Annotated in this window: 16 protein-coding genes and 1 tRNA gene; 5 read left to right on the forward strand and 12 right to left on the reverse strand. The window is 30.4% G+C overall.

The window, feature by feature from the left end; all coding sequences use genetic code 11:
• Positions 1-36: 36 nt before the first annotated feature.
• Together AABJ49_RS06130 and AABJ49_RS06135 are read left to right on the forward strand one after the other, a co-directional pair.
• Positions 37-924, forward strand: coding sequence for a hypothetical protein (locus AABJ49_RS06130; RefSeq protein WP_338377010.1), 888 nt, complete (start codon positions 37-39; stop codon positions 922-924).
• Positions 921-2024: a glycosyltransferase gene (locus AABJ49_RS06135; protein WP_338377012.1), complete on the forward strand. Its 1104-nt coding sequence runs from the start codon at positions 921-923 to the stop codon at positions 2022-2024. Before AABJ49_RS06130 ends, AABJ49_RS06135 begins: the two co-directional genes overlap by 4 nt.
• A gap of 214 nt (positions 2025-2238) precedes the next feature.
• Here the strand turns inward: AABJ49_RS06135 and AABJ49_RS06140 are convergent, their stop codons facing one another.
• The 5 genes from AABJ49_RS06140 to AABJ49_RS06160 all read right to left on the reverse strand — a co-directional run bounded on the left by AABJ49_RS06140 (position 2239) and on the right by AABJ49_RS06160 (position 5515).
• Positions 2239-2712, reverse strand: coding sequence for a hypothetical protein (locus AABJ49_RS06140; RefSeq protein ID WP_338377014.1), 474 nt, complete (start codon positions 2710-2712; stop codon positions 2239-2241).
• Positions 2709-3065 (reverse strand): hypothetical protein, encoded by a 357-nt coding sequence (locus AABJ49_RS06145; protein ID WP_338377017.1) that lies wholly within the window; start codon positions 3063-3065, stop codon positions 2709-2711. The genes AABJ49_RS06140 and AABJ49_RS06145 overlap by 4 nt, the downstream gene beginning before the upstream one ends.
• Positions 3066-3159: 94 nt before the next feature.
• Positions 3160-4593 (reverse strand): M56 family metallopeptidase, encoded by a 1434-nt coding sequence (locus AABJ49_RS06150; RefSeq protein ID WP_338377019.1) that lies wholly within the window; start codon positions 4591-4593, stop codon positions 3160-3162.
• Positions 4586-4951 carry a BlaI/MecI/CopY family transcriptional regulator gene (locus tag AABJ49_RS06155; RefSeq protein WP_338377020.1) on the reverse strand — a complete coding sequence of 122 codons (366 nt, stop codon included), beginning with the start codon at positions 4949-4951 and terminating at the stop codon, positions 4586-4588. Before AABJ49_RS06155 ends, AABJ49_RS06150 begins: the two co-directional genes overlap by 8 nt.
• Before the next feature lie 126 nt (positions 4952-5077).
• Positions 5078-5515 (reverse strand): energy transducer TonB, encoded by a 438-nt coding sequence (locus AABJ49_RS06160; protein WP_338377022.1) that lies wholly within the window; start codon positions 5513-5515, stop codon positions 5078-5080.
• A gap of 72 nt (positions 5516-5587) precedes the next feature.
• Here AABJ49_RS06160 and AABJ49_RS06165 point away from each other — a divergent pair, with 72 nt between their 5' ends.
• On the forward strand, positions 5588-6085 hold the full coding sequence (locus AABJ49_RS06165; protein ID WP_338377024.1) for a DUF456 domain-containing protein: 498 nt from the start codon (positions 5588-5590) through the stop codon (positions 6083-6085).
• A 61-nt stretch (positions 6086-6146) separates the two neighbouring features.
• Here the strand turns inward: AABJ49_RS06165 and AABJ49_RS06170 are convergent, their stop codons facing one another.
• From AABJ49_RS06170 to AABJ49_RS06200, 7 genes are all read right to left on the reverse strand, one after another.
• On the reverse strand, positions 6147-9449 hold the full coding sequence (locus AABJ49_RS06170) for a T9SS type A sorting domain-containing protein (protein WP_338377026.1): 3303 nt from the start codon (positions 9447-9449) through the stop codon (positions 6147-6149).
• A gap of 332 nt (positions 9450-9781) precedes the next feature.
• Positions 9782-9855 (reverse strand) — tRNA-Asp (locus tag AABJ49_RS06175).
• Positions 9856-9941: 86 nt separating this feature from the next.
• On the reverse strand, positions 9942-10868 hold the full coding sequence (locus AABJ49_RS06180; RefSeq protein ID WP_338377027.1) for a DUF58 domain-containing protein: 927 nt from the start codon (positions 10866-10868) through the stop codon (positions 9942-9944).
• A gap of 301 nt (positions 10869-11169) precedes the next feature.
• On the reverse strand, positions 11170-11487 hold the full coding sequence (gene trxA / locus AABJ49_RS06185) for a thioredoxin (RefSeq protein ID WP_026717477.1): 318 nt from the start codon (positions 11485-11487) through the stop codon (positions 11170-11172).
• Positions 11488-11590: 103 nt separating this feature from the next.
• Positions 11591-12166 (reverse strand): peroxiredoxin-like family protein, encoded by a 576-nt coding sequence (locus tag AABJ49_RS06190; RefSeq protein ID WP_338377033.1) that lies wholly within the window; start codon positions 12164-12166, stop codon positions 11591-11593.
• Positions 12167-12238: 72 nt separating this feature from the next.
• Entirely contained in the window at positions 12239-16774 is a 4536-nt protein-coding gene (gene dnaE, locus AABJ49_RS06195; RefSeq protein ID WP_338377035.1) for a DNA polymerase III subunit alpha, read from the reverse strand.
• A gap of 157 nt (positions 16775-16931) precedes the next feature.
• The gene (locus AABJ49_RS06200) at positions 16932-17384 is read right to left on the reverse strand and encodes a DUF6252 family protein (protein ID WP_338377038.1); all 453 of its coding nucleotides are present in this window, start codon (positions 17382-17384) and stop codon (positions 16932-16934) included.
• Between the two features lie 178 nt (positions 17385-17562).
• On the opposite strand from AABJ49_RS06200, the gene AABJ49_RS06205 reads away from it, so the two are divergent.
• Both AABJ49_RS06205 and rimM read left to right on the forward strand, forming a co-directional pair.
• Positions 17563-18108, forward strand: coding sequence for a 30S ribosomal protein S16 (locus AABJ49_RS06205; protein ID WP_338377040.1), 546 nt, complete (start codon positions 17563-17565; stop codon positions 18106-18108).
• 12 nt (positions 18109-18120) lie between these two features.
• Positions 18121-18645, forward strand: a complete 525-nt coding sequence (rimM, locus tag AABJ49_RS06210) for a ribosome maturation factor RimM (RefSeq protein WP_338377042.1) — start codon at positions 18121-18123, stop codon at positions 18643-18645.
• Positions 18646-18674: the final 29 nt, after the last annotated feature.

Raw genomic sequence — 18674 nt, forward strand, 5'->3', positions numbered from 1 at the left:
ATGATTGCTATTTTTCACAAAGCTAAACAATTCTTTTTGGTTACTATCAAACTTTTGATTGTAAGTGGAGCAATTTATTATATCTATTGGCATTTTAAGGGTGACAAGAAAATCGATTTTGATCAGATAAAAGGTTATTTTGATTTAAAAACTCTTTTAATTTTAACTGCTTTTTCAAGTGTGAATTGGATTTTGGAAATTTTTAAATGGAGACATTTGGTTTCGTCATTCAAAGAAATTTCGTTTTTGGAAGCCATGGAACAAAGTTTGGGTTCTTTGACAGCATCGATTTTTACACCTAATCGAATTGGTGAATATGGTGCCAAAGCGTTGTACTTTCCAAAAGAAAATACCAAACAAATTGTGCTTCTGAATTTTATTGGTAATAGTAGTCAAATGTTGATTACGACTATTTTTGGTGTTGTTGGATTTAGTTTAATTAGTTTCAGTTTGTTTCAGTTTGTTTCAGTTTGGATGTTAGTTGGAATTATAACTGTTGGAATTTTAGCAATATATTTATTTAGAAATATTGAAGTTTATGGGTTTTCGATAAAGAAATTGGTTTTAAAAATAGTTGATTTTAATTACGAATTTCATAGAAATAACCTTTGGTTCTCGATGGTGCGTTACTTGGTTTTTTGTTCTCAATTCTTAATTCTATTATTGATTTTTGACATTGACATTGCTATTGATATTTTGATTGGAACCATTTTTACCATGTATTTTTTAGCATCTATAATTCCGACGATTCATTTTTTGGATGTTGCTGTTAAAGGAAGTGTGGCTTTGTTTTTATTTAGTCAATTAGGTGTTGATGATTGGAAAATTGCTTCTATAATTTCAATTATGTGGATTTTTAATTTGGTTTTGCCTTTGCTTGTTGGAAGTGTTTTTGTATTGAACTTTAAACCTTCTAGAAAATGATTTTAGTTGGATTTTTTGCTGTTTTATTCATTTACGTACTTTTTATAAGTGCATTTATTTATGGCTTTTTAAAAAATGAAAAAGTAAAAATTAAGCATTTTGATGCCAAAACTAGTTTTACAATTGTCGTTCCTTTTAGAAATGAAGCTGAAAATTTGCCAAAACTTTTACATTCTATTTCGTTGTTGGATTATCCGAAGGAACTGTTTGAAGTGATTTTGGTTGATGATGAATCTAAGGAGGAATTTAGAATTCAGAATTTAGAATTTAGAATTCAGATTATAAAGAATATTCGAAAAACAAATTCTCCCAAAAAAGATGCTATAAATACTGCGATTGCTGTTACTAAAAATAATTGGATAATTACAACTGATGCCGATTGTTTGGTGCAAAAAGATTGGTTGAAATCGATTGATAATTATATTCAAACTGAAAATAAAAAAATGGTTGCTGCTGGAGTTTCTTATTTACCAAAGAAAGGATTTCTACATCAATTTCAGCATTTAGATTTTTTGAGTTTACAAGGTGTCACGATTGGAAGTTTTGGAATTGGCAAACCGTTTATGTGCAATGGTGCTAATTTTGCCTATGAAAAAACGTTTTTTGAAGAATTAAATGGGTTTGAAGGAAACTCAGATATTGCAAGTGGTGATGATGTTTTTTTATTGCAAAAAGCTTTACAGTTTAATTCGAAAAGTGTTGGATTTTGTACTGATAAAGAAAGTATAGTTGTTACAAAAAGCGTTTCGAGTTGGAAAGAATTGTTTTTTCAGCGTGTGCGTTGGGCAAGTAAATCTAGTGCTTATGTGGATTGGTTTTCTAAGTGTTTGGCAATTGTGGTTTTCCTAACGAATTTTTTCTTAGTTATTGGATGCTGGTTGTTGGTTGTTGGATTGTTGAGTTATGAAAATATCCTATTCTATTTTGGAATTAAGTTTTTGGTGGATTTTATTATGATTATGAAATCAGCTGATTTTTTTAAGCAAGATGTGAAATATGTTTTGATTAGCAGTTTGGTTTATCCTTTTTTTACTAGTGCTGTGGCTATTTATTCTTTGTTTGGAAATTATTCTTGGAAAGGGAGAAGTTTTAGGAAATAGTGTTCAGTGTTCAGTAATTAGTTGGCAGTTTAAAAGCATTGTTTGTTATGAAAACGGTTTTCATAGCCCTGATAGGAATGGAAAGCCTTTTGTGAAAGAATGCTATTTTTTGTTGTTGTAAAAAAGCGACCTAAGAAGCTCTTTTTATGACTTACAAAAAAAGCATTGTTTGCAAAAGCTTGTAATGGATAGCAGGAAATAGCTACTAAAAAAACTACTTTTTCTTAATAATTACAGGTAAAATAAATTGTGTTTTAACTTTCACACCTCTTTTACTGGCTGGTTCGATGGGTGGAAAATTGGCTAATTTAGTTTGAATGATGCTGTCGATTTCTTTGATATCATACCCTAAGCTATCTTTTGAATGTTGGGTTTCAAAAATACTTGTTTTGTCAGGAAAAACAGTTACTTTTACTTGAATGGTGTCAATATTTGGATATAACATTTGGATAGAATCAACACTGATTTTTTGTTGGATTTCTTTGGAAAGGTAGTTGAAAAAACATTGTTTTTGTGCCTCCTTATTTTGCATAGTATCGCAAGCGTAAACCGAAGGATATTCGTCAACTTCGCTCCAATTTATTTTTTGAAGTTCTTGTTGCAATAATTCGGTTTCATTTGGCACTTCTTTATCAAAAAACTGACATGAAACTATAAGTAAAATGAAAAGGGCACTTAGTTTTTTCAATTTTTTTCTTTCTTTTTTAAATACTCTTCGTAGGTTTTATTTAGCCATTCATTTTTATTTTTCATGGCTTGTTCTTTTTCTTTTGGGTACAATTTAGCAAATCGTTCTGAAAAAATAGCAATTTTAACGGTATAAGTGTAAAATTCTTCTTTTGTGATTAGGTCTTGGTTATTTGAGCCTGTTTTTTGATGATATTCCATAAACAATGCATCAAACTGTTTTAAGGAATAATTGAGAACTTCTGTTTTATATTTTGTATAAATTGAATCTTTTAATATTTGAGCTTCACTATCTTCTTGAGCTACAAGCACACAGGAGAAAAATAGCAATAAATAAACTAAATATTTTTTCATAAATGCATTTAAACTTCAAAAATAAGGTTTTTTATTCTATTGGTATTTAATGGCATAAAAAAACCGCTAATTGCTTAACGGTTTTTGAAATTTTTTATTCTTTTACTTCTATGGGTTTTGTTTGTTCTTGCTTTTGCAATTTAAACATAAGTGGTTGAGCATAAGAAACTGCAACAGGTTTTCCATCTATCATTCCTGGTTTAAATTTTGGAAGAAGTTTCATTATTCTTGTAGCCTCTTGTTCAATTAAATAACTGTTTTCTTTTCCTGTTCCTCTAACATTTAGATTGTCAATTAAACCTTCTTTAGTAATTTGAAACATAATTGTTACTCTACCTTCTACATTTTTTTCTTGAGCTTCTTTTGGATAGGTAAAATTAGTTTTAATGTGCTCGTTCATTGCTTTCATAAAACATTCTTTTGCATCATTACCCGTTTTCTCTTCACAACCTTCAAACGCTGGTGGGTTTTCAAGAAGTGCAAAAGGAATTGGATCTTTTTCATCTGAAATAATTTTAACTTCTGTATTTATCTTAGGTTCACGTAAATGTTCTTCTAAATAACTTTCATCTAAAACTTTTATTTTTTCTTCTTTTGTAGCGTTTTGATTGTACTTTTTAATTTCTTTTATGATTTTTTCTTTCTCTTCTTTTAATGTAGTTTTAACTTTTTCTTGAGCCATTGCTTTTGTAGAAAAAATTACCATAGAGAAGACAACCATTGGAATTACTACTAAGTACTTCATCATTCCGGTTTTTTTTGATTTTGATTTTTGTAACATAACTAAACGTTTTTTGATTAATGATTGATTGTAAAAATTATTGGTTAATGAAATGGAATTCACTTCAAAAATTTGACAAATTAGCGTTTCATAATAACTGCTTTTATTTTCGGAAATACTTTTTGAATCGGCTTCAAATTCATGTATTTCAACTATTCTTTTTTGATAGATGTAAATTATTGGGTTGAACCAAAATACAATTTTTAATATTTCTAAAAACAATAAATCTAAAGAATGAAGTTGCTTTTTATGAACTTTTTCATGTTTTAATATAGTTTCAATGTTTACATTATTTTCTCCAATAAAAATATAGTTGAAAAACGAAAATGCTTGGTTAGAATTTTTTATTCTAAAAACCTCAACATTATTTATGATTTCCATTAATGTGTTTCGTTTTACTTGAAAAATGTTGAATAATTTAATTACAAAAAGTGTTAGAAAAACTAAAATACCTATTCCATATAAAATAGCAATTAATGAAAAAGATGAAGTTATCTCTAATTCTTTTTCTATAAAATTTGCGTTTGAAACTACAATCTCTTTCATTTGAAAAATAGTTTGCTTTTGCACATTTTCCTTAACGGGAATTTTTAGCAAGGGAATTAATAACGACAACACAATACTTCCTAAAAGATAAAATCTATTGGCTTTAAAAAAAGTTTCTTTCTTGAAAAAGATTTCAAAAATTAGTAGAAAACCCAATTGCAACACAATTGTTTGCAAACTGTAAATTAAAAAATTATTCATTTTCTTTAGTTTTAATTTCTTGAATCATTTGTTCGAAATCTTTTAAATCAACATCATTTTTCTTAACAAAAAACGAAACCATGTCTTTAAATGAACCTTGAAAATAATTCTCCACCAATTTATTTAAAGACGAATTACTATATTCTGTTTTCTTAAGAATTGGAAAATAAATATGACTTTTCCCTTCTTGCTTATGATCTACAAACCCTTTAGTTTCTAATATTCTAATTATAGTTGAAACTGTATTGTAAGCAGGTTTTGGTTCTGGCAATTTATCTATTACATCTTTTACATTAGATTCGTTTAGATCCCATAAAACGTGCATTATTTCTTCTTCGGCCTTAGTAAGTTGTTTCATTTTTTGAACTAAATTTTTAGTTTGATATTTCAAATATAAACTAAAAGTTTAGTTTAAACTAATTTTTTAGTTAAAAAGTTTATAAAAAAACATCAATGAATAATACATTGATGTTTTTAAATCTAATTAAAGTTTAAACATTATTGGTTGTGCATAACTAACATTTACTGGCTCGCCTCTTTGCTCTCCAGGTTTGAATTTTGGTAATAAATTAATTATTCTAGCCGCTTCTTCTTCTAGTAACTCGCAACCCTCTGGTGCATTTGTTTCTACATTAATAACGTTTCCTTCTTTATTAATTATAAATTTTACAACAACTCTCCCTTGTATCTTTTTCTTTTTAGCAACTGATGGGTATCTGAAATTTAGTTTAATATGATTGCTCATTTCTTGAATAAAGCACATTTTAGAATCTTGAATATTGTCATTAGAATCGTTAATACAATTAGGAAACTTTGGAATATCTTCTAAAATTGTAACAGGTACATCAATTTCTTTCTCTTGAGCAAAGCTTATTGATGAAGATATTATTAAGATTAAAAATACTATTTTTGATATTTTCATGTGTTTTTCAAAATTGTTTAGCTAATAAAACAAATATATACTTTTTTTGTATTACAATAAATTAATTTATAAATGGAATATGTATTGTTAATTTTCGGTTTAATATTAATACTCTTAGGAATTTTAGGAAGCATTTTACCTGCTTTGCCCGGACCTCCAATTAGTTGGGTTGGATTGTTACTTATTTATTTAATTCCAGAAATTAAAATTAGTTATTGGGTTTTAGGAATCACATTGATTCTCACAATTATTATTGCAGTTTTGGATTATATTTTACCATCAAAAGGAACCAAACATTTTGGAGGAACAAAATATGGAATTTGGGGAACTAATATTGGATTAATTATCGGTTTATTTTTTCCACCTTTAGGTTTTATAATTGGTCCGTTCATAGGTGCTTTTGTGGGTGAATTAATTTACAATTCGAAAAATCCAAAAGGAGCTTTTAATGCAGCAGTTGGTTCTTTTCTCGGTTTATTAGCTTCTACATTTATGAAAGTACTTTTCTGTTTGGTTTTACTTGGAATTTACCTAGTAGTTTTCTTTAGCAATTTAGAAGTTTGGTTTTAACAAAAAACCACCTGAAACTTTCATTTCAGATGGCTTTTCAAACTTAACTTAATCTAATTTTCTAATTTATTATTAGTTTTCGTTTGACAACTAATTTATTTTGTGTTTCAATTTCTATGAAATAAATTCCTGAATTTAAGGCTGACAAATCAATTGATTTTGTTATTTCATTAACTTTATTTAAACGAATTACTTGTTTTCCTAACATATCAATTACATTCACATTGGCAATAACTTCATTTGTATTATCCAATGAAATAGTTACTTGATTTTTAGTTGGATTTGGAAACATAGTAATATTATTTTCATTAAATGTTTCAACTGCTAAAGCTGCAACAAATTCAGTTGTAAATGTATTCGTTACAATTGCTGGATTAAAATCAAAATAAATATTTGCAGTATTTGGAATAATATCTCCAATTGCATATCCAGGTTTTGGTTTTACTTTAAAAGTAATATATCCTTTTCCTGTAGAAGTATTAGCTACAGAAACTGGTAACTGAATATTATCAAAATACCAAGTTAAATGTGTTCCCATTCTTTCTAAAGTGTATTCATGACTTGCATCTAACATTCTAATTGAATTTTCATCTAATTTTGCATCAAATACATCTTCTATTCTTACATTGACTGCACTTGCTGTTCCAGTATTTTCAAATCGGATAGTATAAATCAAATAATCTTCAGAAGTAAATGAACTGTGTAAAATTTGAGTTCCTCTTGACTCCATTTTATCATTTGGATCATAAGAACCAATAATTACTTGTGAACTTGAATTAGCATTATTCGATGGAACAATATCACCTGTTAAAGGAGTTATAGTTACAGAATTAGTCAATAATTGTCCTAATTGAACTGTTGGAATTGTAGGAACTTGCATAGTAACATCCATGAATCTAACCTCAAATGGCAACAAGTTTGAATAATCATAAGTAAAGCCAGCAGCATTTGCAACTGTTCCTGTTTGTGTATTATTTATAACTACAACATTTGGGTCTTTGGCAAAAGTAATTGTTCCACTTGGAATAGTTTGGCTACCTAAGTTAGCATAAACTATTTTTTCTTTATAAGTAAATCCTGGTCTTGGTTGTTGTAATGGAACTATGTAAGTAGCAACGTCTAAATAAGGCTGACTAATTGTTACAGGAAAATTATAAGTTTGTAAACCACCTCCAGCAACTATCATCAGATCTTGATAACTTGAAGTTGTAACATTATAATAAGAAGCATATTCAGGCAAAACACTATATGACACATCATAACTGTTTGCTGGATTGTTTTCAAATATAGTATATTCTCCGTATGGTGAAGTCACATTGATATTATTTCCACTATTGTTTAATTGATAAGTGAATGTTCCAAGAGGAAAATTAATTTCTCCTGTATCTTGTGTTCCATTTCCATTCACATCTAAAAATGCATTAAGGTTTAAACCAGAACAATCAATATTTGCAGTGTTTCCTTGTGTTTGAGTAATTTTAATAAAACCTGGTTGGTTGCTAAAATTAGTAACCATAATCAAATAATATTGACCTGGCTGAGCATTCGTTATGCTTAATGTTTCTGTTGCACTTGATGAGTAACTACATCCCACTACATTATTCATTGGCATATTACAAGCATTGCTTAATGAAGCAAATGGTCCGTAACAAATATAATCAACATCTAAATTACTAGTTCCAAAGTTGATGTCTGTACTTTGTTGGATCAAAAACTGTAAATTTCCGGCAGAACTTACTGGTAAATAAAACCAAGTTGGATTAGGTTGCGTGTTTAAACAAGCATAATTATTACCAGTCTCAGCAGTTACACCTTGAAAAGTATTAACAAAAGGTTGTCCTAATGCATTACATAACGAATTTGCTTCTGAACACACATAAGCATTATTACAAACAGCAAAAGCTTTTAAATTTATTTTAAAAATAGTTTCACAAGTTGAATTAGTATAAGTTGCTCTTGCAAAAATAAATGTACTAACTGGTTGCAATCCTACGCTATAAGCAATTGGATTTGCAATAGGATTTAAATTATTCACAGCATTAGCTTGAGAAGTGTAATAAGTAACTGCTGAAGGGCTGTTCATATTTAGAGCTGCTTCTGTTAAATCAAAAACAACTTGACCATCTAAATCATCATCGCAGTTATTTAATGTCGCAATAGATAAATTTGTATTTAGTATTGTTGTTTGCGCATTAATTACAAAATAAGCAGTTTCATAATTAGAAGGATTCGTATTTTCTTGAACTCTTACATAGATTGCTTGACTACTTGTAGTTATACAATAGTTAGAAGGATTAGTTATAACATCTGCATTTGAAGCTGCTCCTGAAACAGTTGTATGATACGAAACTGTATATTCTGAAGGGTTTAAATTCCCAAGAGCTGGAACTGAATTTTGTGTTAAATCAAAACAAGCAGAACCGTTATCTAAACAAGCATTTAATGAGGAAACTTGACCTATTTGTAAACATGAATAATATGCATAATTAGTAAAACTCCAGTTACTTATTTCATTGGCACTGCAAATCGATCTAACTTTTATAGGTATATCTAAATTACAAGGTAATCCTGCTAAACTTAAAGTATATGGGTTTGATGTTGTTGTTATATAATTTGAACTTCCATTTACACTAATTTCCCATTGTGTAGCGTTACCATTTTCAATCCAACTTAAATTAACAGAATTACTAATATTAGATGTTATCAATAAGTTTGTTGGAGTTGGACAAAGTGGATTATTACAGTTTACAGAAACCAATGTTACTGTAGAAGTTGAGAAACATCCAGTTTGAATATTTTCTACTCTGTAAAATAGTGTAAATGGTGTTGATGGTAATGTTTGAAATTGACCAATTTGATTTATGCCCGAAATTGCATCAGCTTGAGTAGAATAATAAGTGATATCTTGAGTGTTTGGGCTAGATTGATTTTGATTCCAAACTATAAATGAAGCTTCATTTAAATCAAAAGAATTATTAGGATTTCCATTAATATCACATTGGGTCAAAGTTAATGGTGTAGCGACTGGAGCTGGATTAACAGTTAAATCATAAATTACAACTTGATAAACACTAGTTACTGTATTTAAATGTCTAGCATAAATTGTTTGTGGATTTGAAATGTTAGTGTAAGCATTGGGAAGTGGATTTGTTCCGTTAGCAGCATCAATTTGAGTTAAGTGATGAGTAACTACAATATTTTGTGAATTTCCCATAATTTCAGATGAAATCTCTTGCATAAAAAAAGAAGCAAAGCCATCATTATTATCATCACAAACATTATTAAATTGTGTGGGTTGGAATGGTCCTTGTGCAAAAATCCCGGTAAAACTTAAAAGGAATAATAAAAGTAAAGTTTTTTTCATAAGATTAGTTTTTAATAACAATAAATCTATTAAATTAATTTGTATTTGATTAATACGAATTAGAATTTGCTTGATTTGATTTAGAATTTGCTTTTAATTTTTTTTAAAAATCGTATGCAATATACTAATTTTTAAACATTTACTTATATAACAAAAGAGAAAGGAATATAAAAACAAAAAAGCCATCTCAACTAAATGAGAAAGCTTTTCATCGGTTTAACTACTAAACCTCGGTCAACGTTACAAAGGCTGACCAAACAACACAACTAATCTTTGATGCTTATTTTGGGCAAAAAAGCGATTCATTTCTGAATCGCTTCTCCCAATTTTAGCGGTCTGGACGGGACTCGAACCCGCGACCCCATGCGTGACAGGCATGTATTCTAACCAACTGAACTACCAAACCATTGCTTTATTGCGGTTGCAAATATAAGACGCTTTTTCAATTATACAAACGTTTTAGCTAAAAATTTTTAAATATTTTTTACGTTTTTATCCAAACTTTTGTTTTTCAACAAGATATGTGGTTAAAATTTTTTCAAAATTTTCATCTATTGATACAGGAATATATTGAATTTGGTATTGCATGCAAGTATTCGCTATTGTTTTGTTGTATTCAACAACCTTTTTTTCATATTCTTCTTTGATGTTTTCAGCAAAAAGATTGATTTCTTCACCCGATTCTACATCTATAAATTTTCTTGGTTTGTTATCGTAATCAAAGTCTACTTCCGTTTTCTTATCATAAATATGAAATAAAACCACTTTATGCTTGTTGTGTTTTAAATGTTGCAAGGCTTTGAATATCTTTTCTTCATCTTCTTTTTGAAACATATCTGAAAACAGAATAATCATGGAACGACGATGAATGTTTTCAGCAATCTGATGCAAAAAAGTAACTGTGTCTGTTTGTTTTTGTTCTGGTTTACTTTCTAAAACTTCTTCGAGTTTACTCAATATCATTCTGTGGTGACGATCACTTCCTTTTTCGGAAGCATAGTATTCATAATTATCAGAATAAATACTTATTCCAACAGCATCGCGTTGCTTTTTAAGTAAATTCATCAATACGGCTGAAGCCAAAACAGAAAAACCTATCTTATTTTGATAAAAAAGCTGGTTTTCTGCCAACTTTGGGTAATGCATAGAAGAAGAGTTGTCTAAAATTAAATGGCAGCGTAAATTAGTTTCTTCTTCGTAACGCTTTGTGTATAGTCTGTCTGTTTTAGCAAAAAGTTTCCAATCGATGTGTCTTGTGCTTTCACCAGGATTGTATATTTTGTGTTCGGCAAATTCGGCTGAAAAACCATGAAAAGGTGATTTGTGCATTCCAGAAATAAAGCCTTCTACAATTTGATTGGCTAAAAGTTCTAAATGTTCGAAACTTGATATTTTTTGGATTTGAGAATCTATCTTCATATCTCAAAGATAAATAAAGTTTTTTGGATTATGGATTTTAAGATTACGGATTTTCGGACAGTTTATAAAAAGACAAATAATTGCTCTTTTAGCCCTGATGGGAATGGCATCCTTTTTTGAAAAAAAGATAGAATGGACAGCAGGAATTACATAACCAAGCACAAAACAACCATTCGCTTTTGAAATATAAAATAAAAACTTATAAGATTCTTAAAGAGGTTCAGAATGACAAAAATAAAAAAAGGTTCAATCTCGTTAGTATAACTTGACTGAACCTTTAATCAATAAATCTTTAATTTATTTATAGTAATGCATCAATTGCATCAGTATACGTTTTCTTAGGGGCTACTCCAACTTGACGACCTACTACTTCTCCGTTTTGGAAAATTAATACCGTTGGAATGTTGCGAACTCCATATTTTGCAGCAAATTCTTGGTTTGCGTCAACATCTACTTTACCAACTACTGCTTTTCCTTCATACTCTGAAGAAACTTCGTCGATAACTGGTCCAACCATTCTACATGGTCCACACCAAGCTGCCCAAAAATCTACTACTACTGGTTTATCTGATTTTAAAACTACTTCGTCAAAAGTAGCATCTGTTATTGCTAATGCCATATTTTATTTTTTTAATTATTTGTGTTTTCTAATTTGATTTACAAAGTTAGAAATAAATATACCAATATTTATTATTTAATATAAATTTTACTTATAGTTTTATTTATAAATTCTTTAAAACTGCCAACAAAAGCTCTCCTTTTAATCGAGTTGCGTAATTTGGATTGATATACATGAATTCAATTTCTTGTTTATCATTTAAGACATAAACTGTTGGAACTGGTAAAAAACCTGGATTTTTTCCTTCTGAATATTTATCTAATTTTGGCTTGTCTTTTTTGAAGGCTATTCCGATTGCTTGAGCAAGTTTCCCTTCACTATCTGAATATAAACTGTAATTTAATTTGTCTTTAGATTCTGTTTCTTTTAAAAAATTTGGAGCATCTGGACTTACTGCAATAATTTGATATCCCAAACCTAGTATATCTTTTTCAATGTCTTGCATATCTGCCAATTGGCGATTACAATAAGGACACCAACCTCCACGATAAACTATTAAAACTGTTTTTTTATCGAATATTTTGTTGGTTTCTATTTTCTTTCCCTCAATGTTTACTAATTCTATATTTGGTATTTTTTCTCCAATTAGTAACGGACTAACTTCTTCGGCAGTATCTGCTATTTGTGCATTTGAATGGAAAGCTAAACTGAATAGCGCTATTGCAATTAATTTTTTCATGATTTTTTTTGTTTAAATTTAATAGTACAAAGATAATGCCTGAATCTTTCTAGGCTTGTTTTACAGCTAACACTAATTCAATTTAAAGTTGATTTGCATTTTTTCCAATTCAGCCAATAACTCATTTGAAATTTGAATTTTCATTTTTCTACTTGGCATACTCAATTTAGTTACAACAATAATTTCTTCTTCAATTGTTGTTTCCACAACTGTAGCTGTTTCTTCTTCGTCTGTTGACTCTGTTAGCATTAGTTCTTCCTCATTTTCGTCATCGGAAGACTCAAAAGCTTGAATTTCTGAAACTACTTCCTTTTTGATTTTTTCCAATTCCATTACTTCAATAGTGACTTGGTGATCTCCCTTTGATTTTGTAAACAAATCGAATAAAGATTGAATCATTTTTTCCTGAAGATCAGTTATACTAAATTGAAGAATTAACTTTTTAGCATACGTCGTCAATACATCTTGTAGCATTTTAACTTCCAAAAACTGTAATCTTGGATCACCTTTTTTACCTTCTTGGTTGGTCCAGCCTTCTTTAACATTAAACCGAATAAAAGTAAAATTATTTTGAATTAAAAAATGTCTAAACTTTAAATATTCCTCTCCAAAAATTCTAAAATCATAACTCTCATCATAACCTTCTAATGAAAACATTGCCCAACCTTTACCATTTTTAGCTGTTCGGTGTTCTACTTTTGTAATAATTCCACCAACGCTTATGTTTTTTCCAACTTGGGAATTTAAATCATTTAATTCTTGCAATCTGGTATTACAAAAATATTTCATCTCGTATTTATAATCATCCAATGGATGACCAGAAATATAGATTCCGACCACTTCTTTTTCTTTAGCCAATTTTTCCATTGTGCTCCACTCTTCGCATGGTGGTACAACTGGTTCTGCAATTTGTACTTCAGAAGCATCACCAAATAAACTTACTTGCGATGAATTTTCGTTTTCTTGGAATTTGGCACCATATTTAATGGCTTTCTCTAAAAATGTGATTCCATCTCCTTCATCTAAGAAATATTGAGCTCTGTGCGTTTCTGTAAAACAATCAAAACCTCCTGCTAAAGCTAAACTTTCGAAGGCTTTTTTATTGGCTGCCCGTAAATCAATTTTCTTAGCCACATCAAAAATAGACTTGTAAGGTGCATCTTTTCTATTTTGAACAATTGTGTCAACAGCATTGGCTCCAACACCTTTGACAGCCCCCATTCCAAAACGAACGGCATAATTTTCATTTACTGTGAATTTATAATAGGACTCATTCACATCTGGCCCAAGAACATCTAATCCCATTCGTTTACATTCTTCCATGAAAAAGGAAACTTGTTTGATATCGTTCATGTTATTGGAAAGTACAGCAGCCATATATTCTGCAGGATAATGTGCTTTTAAATAGGCTGTTTGATAAGCAATCCAAGCATAGCAAGTAGAGTGCGATTTGTTGAAAGCATAACTCGCAAAAGCTTCCCAATCTTTCCAAATTTTCTCTAAAATTATTGGATCATGTCCTTTTGCAGAAGCTTGTTCCACAAATTTAGGCTTCATTTTATCTAAGACATCTTTTTGTTTTTTACCCATGGCTTTACGCAAAACGTCGGCTTCACCTTTCGTAAAATCAGCTAAAGATTGCGATAAAAGCATTACTTGCTCTTGATATACTGTGATTCCGTAAGTTTCCCCTAAATATTCTTCACAAGCATCTAAATCGTATTTGATTTCTTCTTCCCCATTTTTTCTTCGAACGAAAGAAGGAATATATTCCAATGGTCCAGGACGATAAAGTGCATTCATAGCAATTAAATCTCCAAAAACGGTTGGTTTTAATTCCTTCATGTATTTTTGCATTCCGGGAGATTCATATTGAAAAATACCAACCGTTTCACCTCTTTGGAATAACTCGTATGTTTTTTCATCGTCGATAGGAAATTCATCCGGATTTAGTTGAATTCCTGTACGATATTTTACTAGTTTGACTGTATCTTTAATTAAGGTTAATGTTTTTAAACCTAAGAAGTCCATTTTTAATAATCCAGCACTTTCTGCTACTGAGTTATCGAATTGAGTTACATATAAATCCGAATCTTTTGCGGTTGTGACTGGAACATAATTGGTAATATCAGAAGGTGTAATAATCACTCCACAAGCGTGAATTCCTGTGTTTCGCATGGAACCTTCAAGAATTTTTGCTTGTTGAATGGTTTCTCCAGCTAAATCATCTTCATTGGCAATAGTGATTAGTTCTTTTACCTTGTCAAATTCATCAGAACGTAATGCTTTTTTGACATCTTCTTCTTTTTCGGAAATAAATCTTGCTAAATTCCATTTAGAAGGCATCATTCCTGGAATTAATTTGGCAATTCTATCGGCTTCAAATAAGGGTAAATCTAACACACGAGCTGTATCACGAATAGCCGATTTAGTTGCCATTTTACCATAAGTAATGATTTGAGCCACTTGATTAGAACCATACTTTTTGATTACATAATCCATTACTCTTCCTCTACCTTCATCATCGAAGTCAATATCAATATCAGGCATTGAAACCCTGTCTGGATTAAGAAAACGCTCAAAAAGCAAATCGTATTTTATAGGATCAATATTGGTAATTCCCAAACAATAAGCCACTGCTGAACCTGCTGCCGAACCACGACCTGGTCCAACGGAAACATCCATTTTTCGAGCTTCTGCAATGAAGTCTTGTACGATTAAGAAATAACCTGGATAACCCGAATTGGAAATGGTTAACAATTCAAAATCCAATCGTTCTTGGATTTCAGGTGTGATTTCTCCATATCTCTTTTTGGCACCTTCCATGGTAAGATGACGCAAATAAGCATTTTCTCCTCTAACTCCACCATCAATAGCGTCTTCTGGATTTACAAATTCTTCTGGAATATCATATTTTGGAAGCAATACATCTCTGTAAAGAGAATATGTTTCAACTTTATCTACAATTTCTTGAATATTGATAATCGCTTCAGGTAAATCAGAAAAAAGTTTTTTCATTTCGTCTTGTGATTTGAAATAATATTCTTGATTTGGTAAACCGTAACGATATCCACGACCACGACCAATTGGTGTAGCTTGTTTTTCTCCATCTTTTACACACAATAAAATATCGTGTGCATTGGCATCTTCTTTATTTAAATAATAGGTGTTGTTTGTTGCTACTAATTTGACATTGTGTTTTTGGGCAAATTCAATCAAGGTTTTGTTGACACGATTTTCATCTTCTTGATTGTGTCGCATGATTTCCAAATAAAAATCATCTTGAAATTGTTCTTTCCACCAAATTAAGGCTTCTTCGGCTTGGTTTTCACCTATATTTAAGATTTTACTTGGAATTTCACCATATAAATTCCCAGACAACACCATGATATCTTCTTTGTACCTTTCTACAATATTCTTATCAATTCTTGGCACATAGTAAAAACCATCCGTATAAGCTAGAGAAGACATTTTGGCTAAATTGTGATAGCCTTTTTTGTTTTTCGCTAATAAAACTACCTGATAACCATTGTCTTTTTTTGTTTTATCTGCATGATTTTCACAGATATTAAATTCGCATCCAACAATTGGTTTTACTTCTGAATCCTCTGGTTCTTCTCCTGTTTCAATAGCTGCTTCAATTTTGGTTTTAACTGCTTTATTGTGATTCATAACAGTACTCACAAAATGGAAAGCACCCATCATGTTTCCAGTGTCTGTCATGGCAACAGCTGGCATTTTATTTTTTGCAGCTGCAGCTACTAATCCAGCAACACCAATGGTAGATTGTAAAACTGAAAACTGTGTATGATTATGCAAATGAGCAAACTTAGCTTCTCTTAAATCGCTTTTATCAGCTTCAGAAATTATGGTTTGCGTATGTTCTTGTTCAATTTTTTGAAGACGCTTTCTAATATCATCAGAAGCCCTTTTTAAATTGATGTGTTTTAATCCAATTAATTGAATTTCTCCTAAATTATGTTCTTTGAATCTGTGAAAATAATCTGAAGTTACATCTAATTCCTCTTTGGTAAAAACTTCACGTTTTATTAATTCTAAAAAACAACGAGTTGTAGCTTCCACATCGGCAGTTGCATTATGCGCTTCTGCAAAAGGTTCGTTGAATAAATATTCGTGTAATTCGGTTAACGTTGGTAATTTATATCTTCCTCCACGACCACCAGGTAATTTTAATAATTCTGCTGTAGTTTCTGTACAAGTATCTAGAACTGGCATTTTAGTCATATCTGAACCTACGTTCATACGATGAAATTCGCAACCCATAATATTGACATCAAAACCTACATTTTGGCCTACAATATATTTGGTTTTTGAAAGTACAATGTTGAATTTTTCTAAAACTTCAATCAAAGGAACACCTTGCTCTTCGGCTAATTCTGTAGAAATACCGTGAATACGCTCAGCATCGTATGGAATATTAAATCCATCAGGCTTAACTAAATAATCCTGATGTTCGATAAGGTTTCCCATTTCATCATGTAGTTGCCATGCGATTTGAATACATCTTGGCCAGTTATCTGTGTCCGTAATTGGAGCAGCCCAACTTCTTGGTAATCCGGTGGTTTCTGTATCGAAGATTAAATACATTTGATTGAAGTTTTTTTGAATTGAAGTTGTAGATTTTTGCGATAAGTCTACTTTTCAAAAATACTATTTCAGAATTTAGAAATCAATTTTAGTTATCAACAAAAACAAAAAAACCACGCAAGTTGCATGGTTGATTTTATAAATATTTTTAATAAAACTATTTTACAGGAATACTATAAATTACTCCGTTAGTAATACCAGCTTCAATTCCATTTGCATTAACAGCTCTAAATTTAAAAGTTCCAGAAAGCTTTCCTGAAACAGCTGGACTTTCTGTGATTTCTAATTCTCCACTACCTATACCAACTCCTGTTTCATATGTATCAGTAACTCCATCTATAGTAACTTCATAAGTAGCTACATTTGACGTGTTTACTCCAAAAGTACGAATACCTACATTAGAAGAAGACACTTCAAAAGTTACAATTTCAAACTGTGAATATGCTTCAACTATCATCGAACCATCAGGGTTCAAGATTACTCGAGCATCATTTGCTCTCCAAGTCTCTCCATCTTTCATTCCTTGAAAAGAAGGGTCATTAAAAGTAACATCGTCAGTACAAGAAACAAATGAAACTAGTATCGTTAAAACTAAAATTAATTTTTTCATTTTTGGTATTTTTTTAGTAGGTATTGAAACATATAAACGCACAAATGTAAAATATTGTATCAAAAAAACGAACAAAAAGTAATATTTTTTGAAATATAAATTTAGTTAGCTAAAAGTTTTATATATTTGCACACTTAATTAACAGAGGTCGTGTACCTCACAATTTAATCACAAGATTATGTCTGTAAAAATTAGATTACAAAGACACGGTAAAAAAGGAAAACCTTTTTACTGGATCGTAGCAGCTGATGCTAGATCAAAAAGAGATGGTAAATTCTTAGAGAAAATCGGAACTTACAATCCAACTGCAAATCCTGCAATCATTGATTTGAATGTAGATGCAGCTGTTCAATGGTTACACAATGGTGCACAACCAACGGACACTGCTAGAGCAATTTTATCTTACAAAGGTGCTTTATTAAAACATCATTTAGATGGTGGAGTTCGTAAAGGGGCTTTAACTCAAGAACAAGCTGATGCTAAATTTACTGCTTGGTTAGATGAGAAAGCTGGAGCTGTAAATGCTAAAAAAGATGGTTTATCAAAAGCTAAAGAAGAAGCTAAAGCTAAAGCATTAAAAGCTGAAAAAGAAGCTAATGAAAAACGTGCTAAAGCTGCTGCTGAAGCTGCTCAACCTGCAGTAGAAGAAGCAACTGAAGAAGTAGAAACTGCAACAGAAGAAACTCCTGCTGTAGAAGAGAACAACGAAGAAACACAAGCTTAATTTGATGCGATAATGCAAAAAGAAGAATGTTTCTATCTTGGCAAAATCGCTAAAAAATTCAGTTTCAAAGGTGAAGTTTTAATCTATTTAGATACTGACGAACCTTATTTGTATGAAAATTTGGAATCAATTTTTGTGGAATTACATAAAAATTTGGTTCCATTTTTTATTTTAAAATCTGGGATTCACAAAAATAATTTCTTACGCGTAAAATTTGAAGATGTAAATTCTGAAGAAGATGCAGATGAAATTATGAATTCTGATGTTTATCTTCCTTTGTCTTTTTTACCAAAATTGGAAGGTGATAAATTCTATTATCACGAAATTATTGATTTTTTAGTTGAAGATATTCGTTTAGGAAAAATTGGAAATATTAAAAGAGTAAACGATAGTAATCACCAACCTTTGTTAGAAATAATGAATGGTGAAGTAGAAATTTTAGTTCCGTTAATTGATGATTTTATCATAGAAGTTGACAGGGAAAACAAAATTTTTAAAATGGATATTCCTGAAGGATTGGTGGAACTTTATTTATAGTGTTCAGTGTTCAGTGTTCAGTGTTCAGT

This window comes from uncultured Flavobacterium sp., from assembly GCF_963922255.1.
GTDB lineage: Bacteria > Bacteroidota > Bacteroidia > Flavobacteriales > Flavobacteriaceae > Flavobacterium.

Bases quoted from the DNA above. Each gene is read 5' to 3' on its own strand.
- AABJ49_RS06135 (WP_338377012.1), top strand. From the start codon at position 921: ATGATTTTAGTTGGATTTTTTGCTGTTTTATTCATTTACGTACTTTTT.
- AABJ49_RS06145 (WP_338377017.1), bottom strand. From the start codon at position 3,065: ATGAAAAAATATTTAGTTTATTTATTGCTATTTTTCTCCTGTGTGCTT.
- AABJ49_RS06150 (WP_338377019.1), bottom strand. From the start codon at position 4,593: ATGAATAATTTTTTAATTTACAGTTTGCAAACAATTGTGTTGCAATTG.
- AABJ49_RS06155 (WP_338377020.1), bottom strand. From the start codon at position 4,951: ATGAAACAACTTACTAAGGCCGAAGAAGAAATAATGCACGTTTTATGG.
- AABJ49_RS06160 (WP_338377022.1), bottom strand. From the start codon at position 5,515: ATGAAAATATCAAAAATAGTATTTTTAATCTTAATAATATCTTCATCA.
- AABJ49_RS06165 (WP_338377024.1), top strand. From the start codon at position 5,588: ATGGAATATGTATTGTTAATTTTCGGTTTAATATTAATACTCTTAGGA.
- AABJ49_RS06170 (WP_338377026.1), bottom strand. From the start codon at position 9,449: ATGAAAAAAACTTTACTTTTATTATTCCTTTTAAGTTTTACCGGGATT.
- AABJ49_RS06180 (WP_338377027.1), bottom strand. From the start codon at position 10,868: ATGAAGATAGATTCTCAAATCCAAAAAATATCAAGTTTCGAACATTTA.
- trxA (WP_026717477.1), bottom strand. From the start codon at position 11,487: ATGGCATTAGCAATAACAGATGCTACTTTTGACGAAGTAGTTTTAAAA.
- AABJ49_RS06190 (WP_338377033.1), bottom strand. From the start codon at position 12,166: ATGAAAAAATTAATTGCAATAGCGCTATTCAGTTTAGCTTTCCATTCA.
- dnaE (WP_338377035.1), bottom strand. From the start codon at position 16,774: ATGTATTTAATCTTCGATACAGAAACCACCGGATTACCAAGAAGTTGG.
- AABJ49_RS06200 (WP_338377038.1), bottom strand. From the start codon at position 17,384: ATGAAAAAATTAATTTTAGTTTTAACGATACTAGTTTCATTTGTTTCT.
- AABJ49_RS06205 (WP_338377040.1), top strand. From the start codon at position 17,563: ATGTCTGTAAAAATTAGATTACAAAGACACGGTAAAAAAGGAAAACCT.
- rimM (WP_338377042.1), top strand. From the start codon at position 18,121: ATGCAAAAAGAAGAATGTTTCTATCTTGGCAAAATCGCTAAAAAATTC.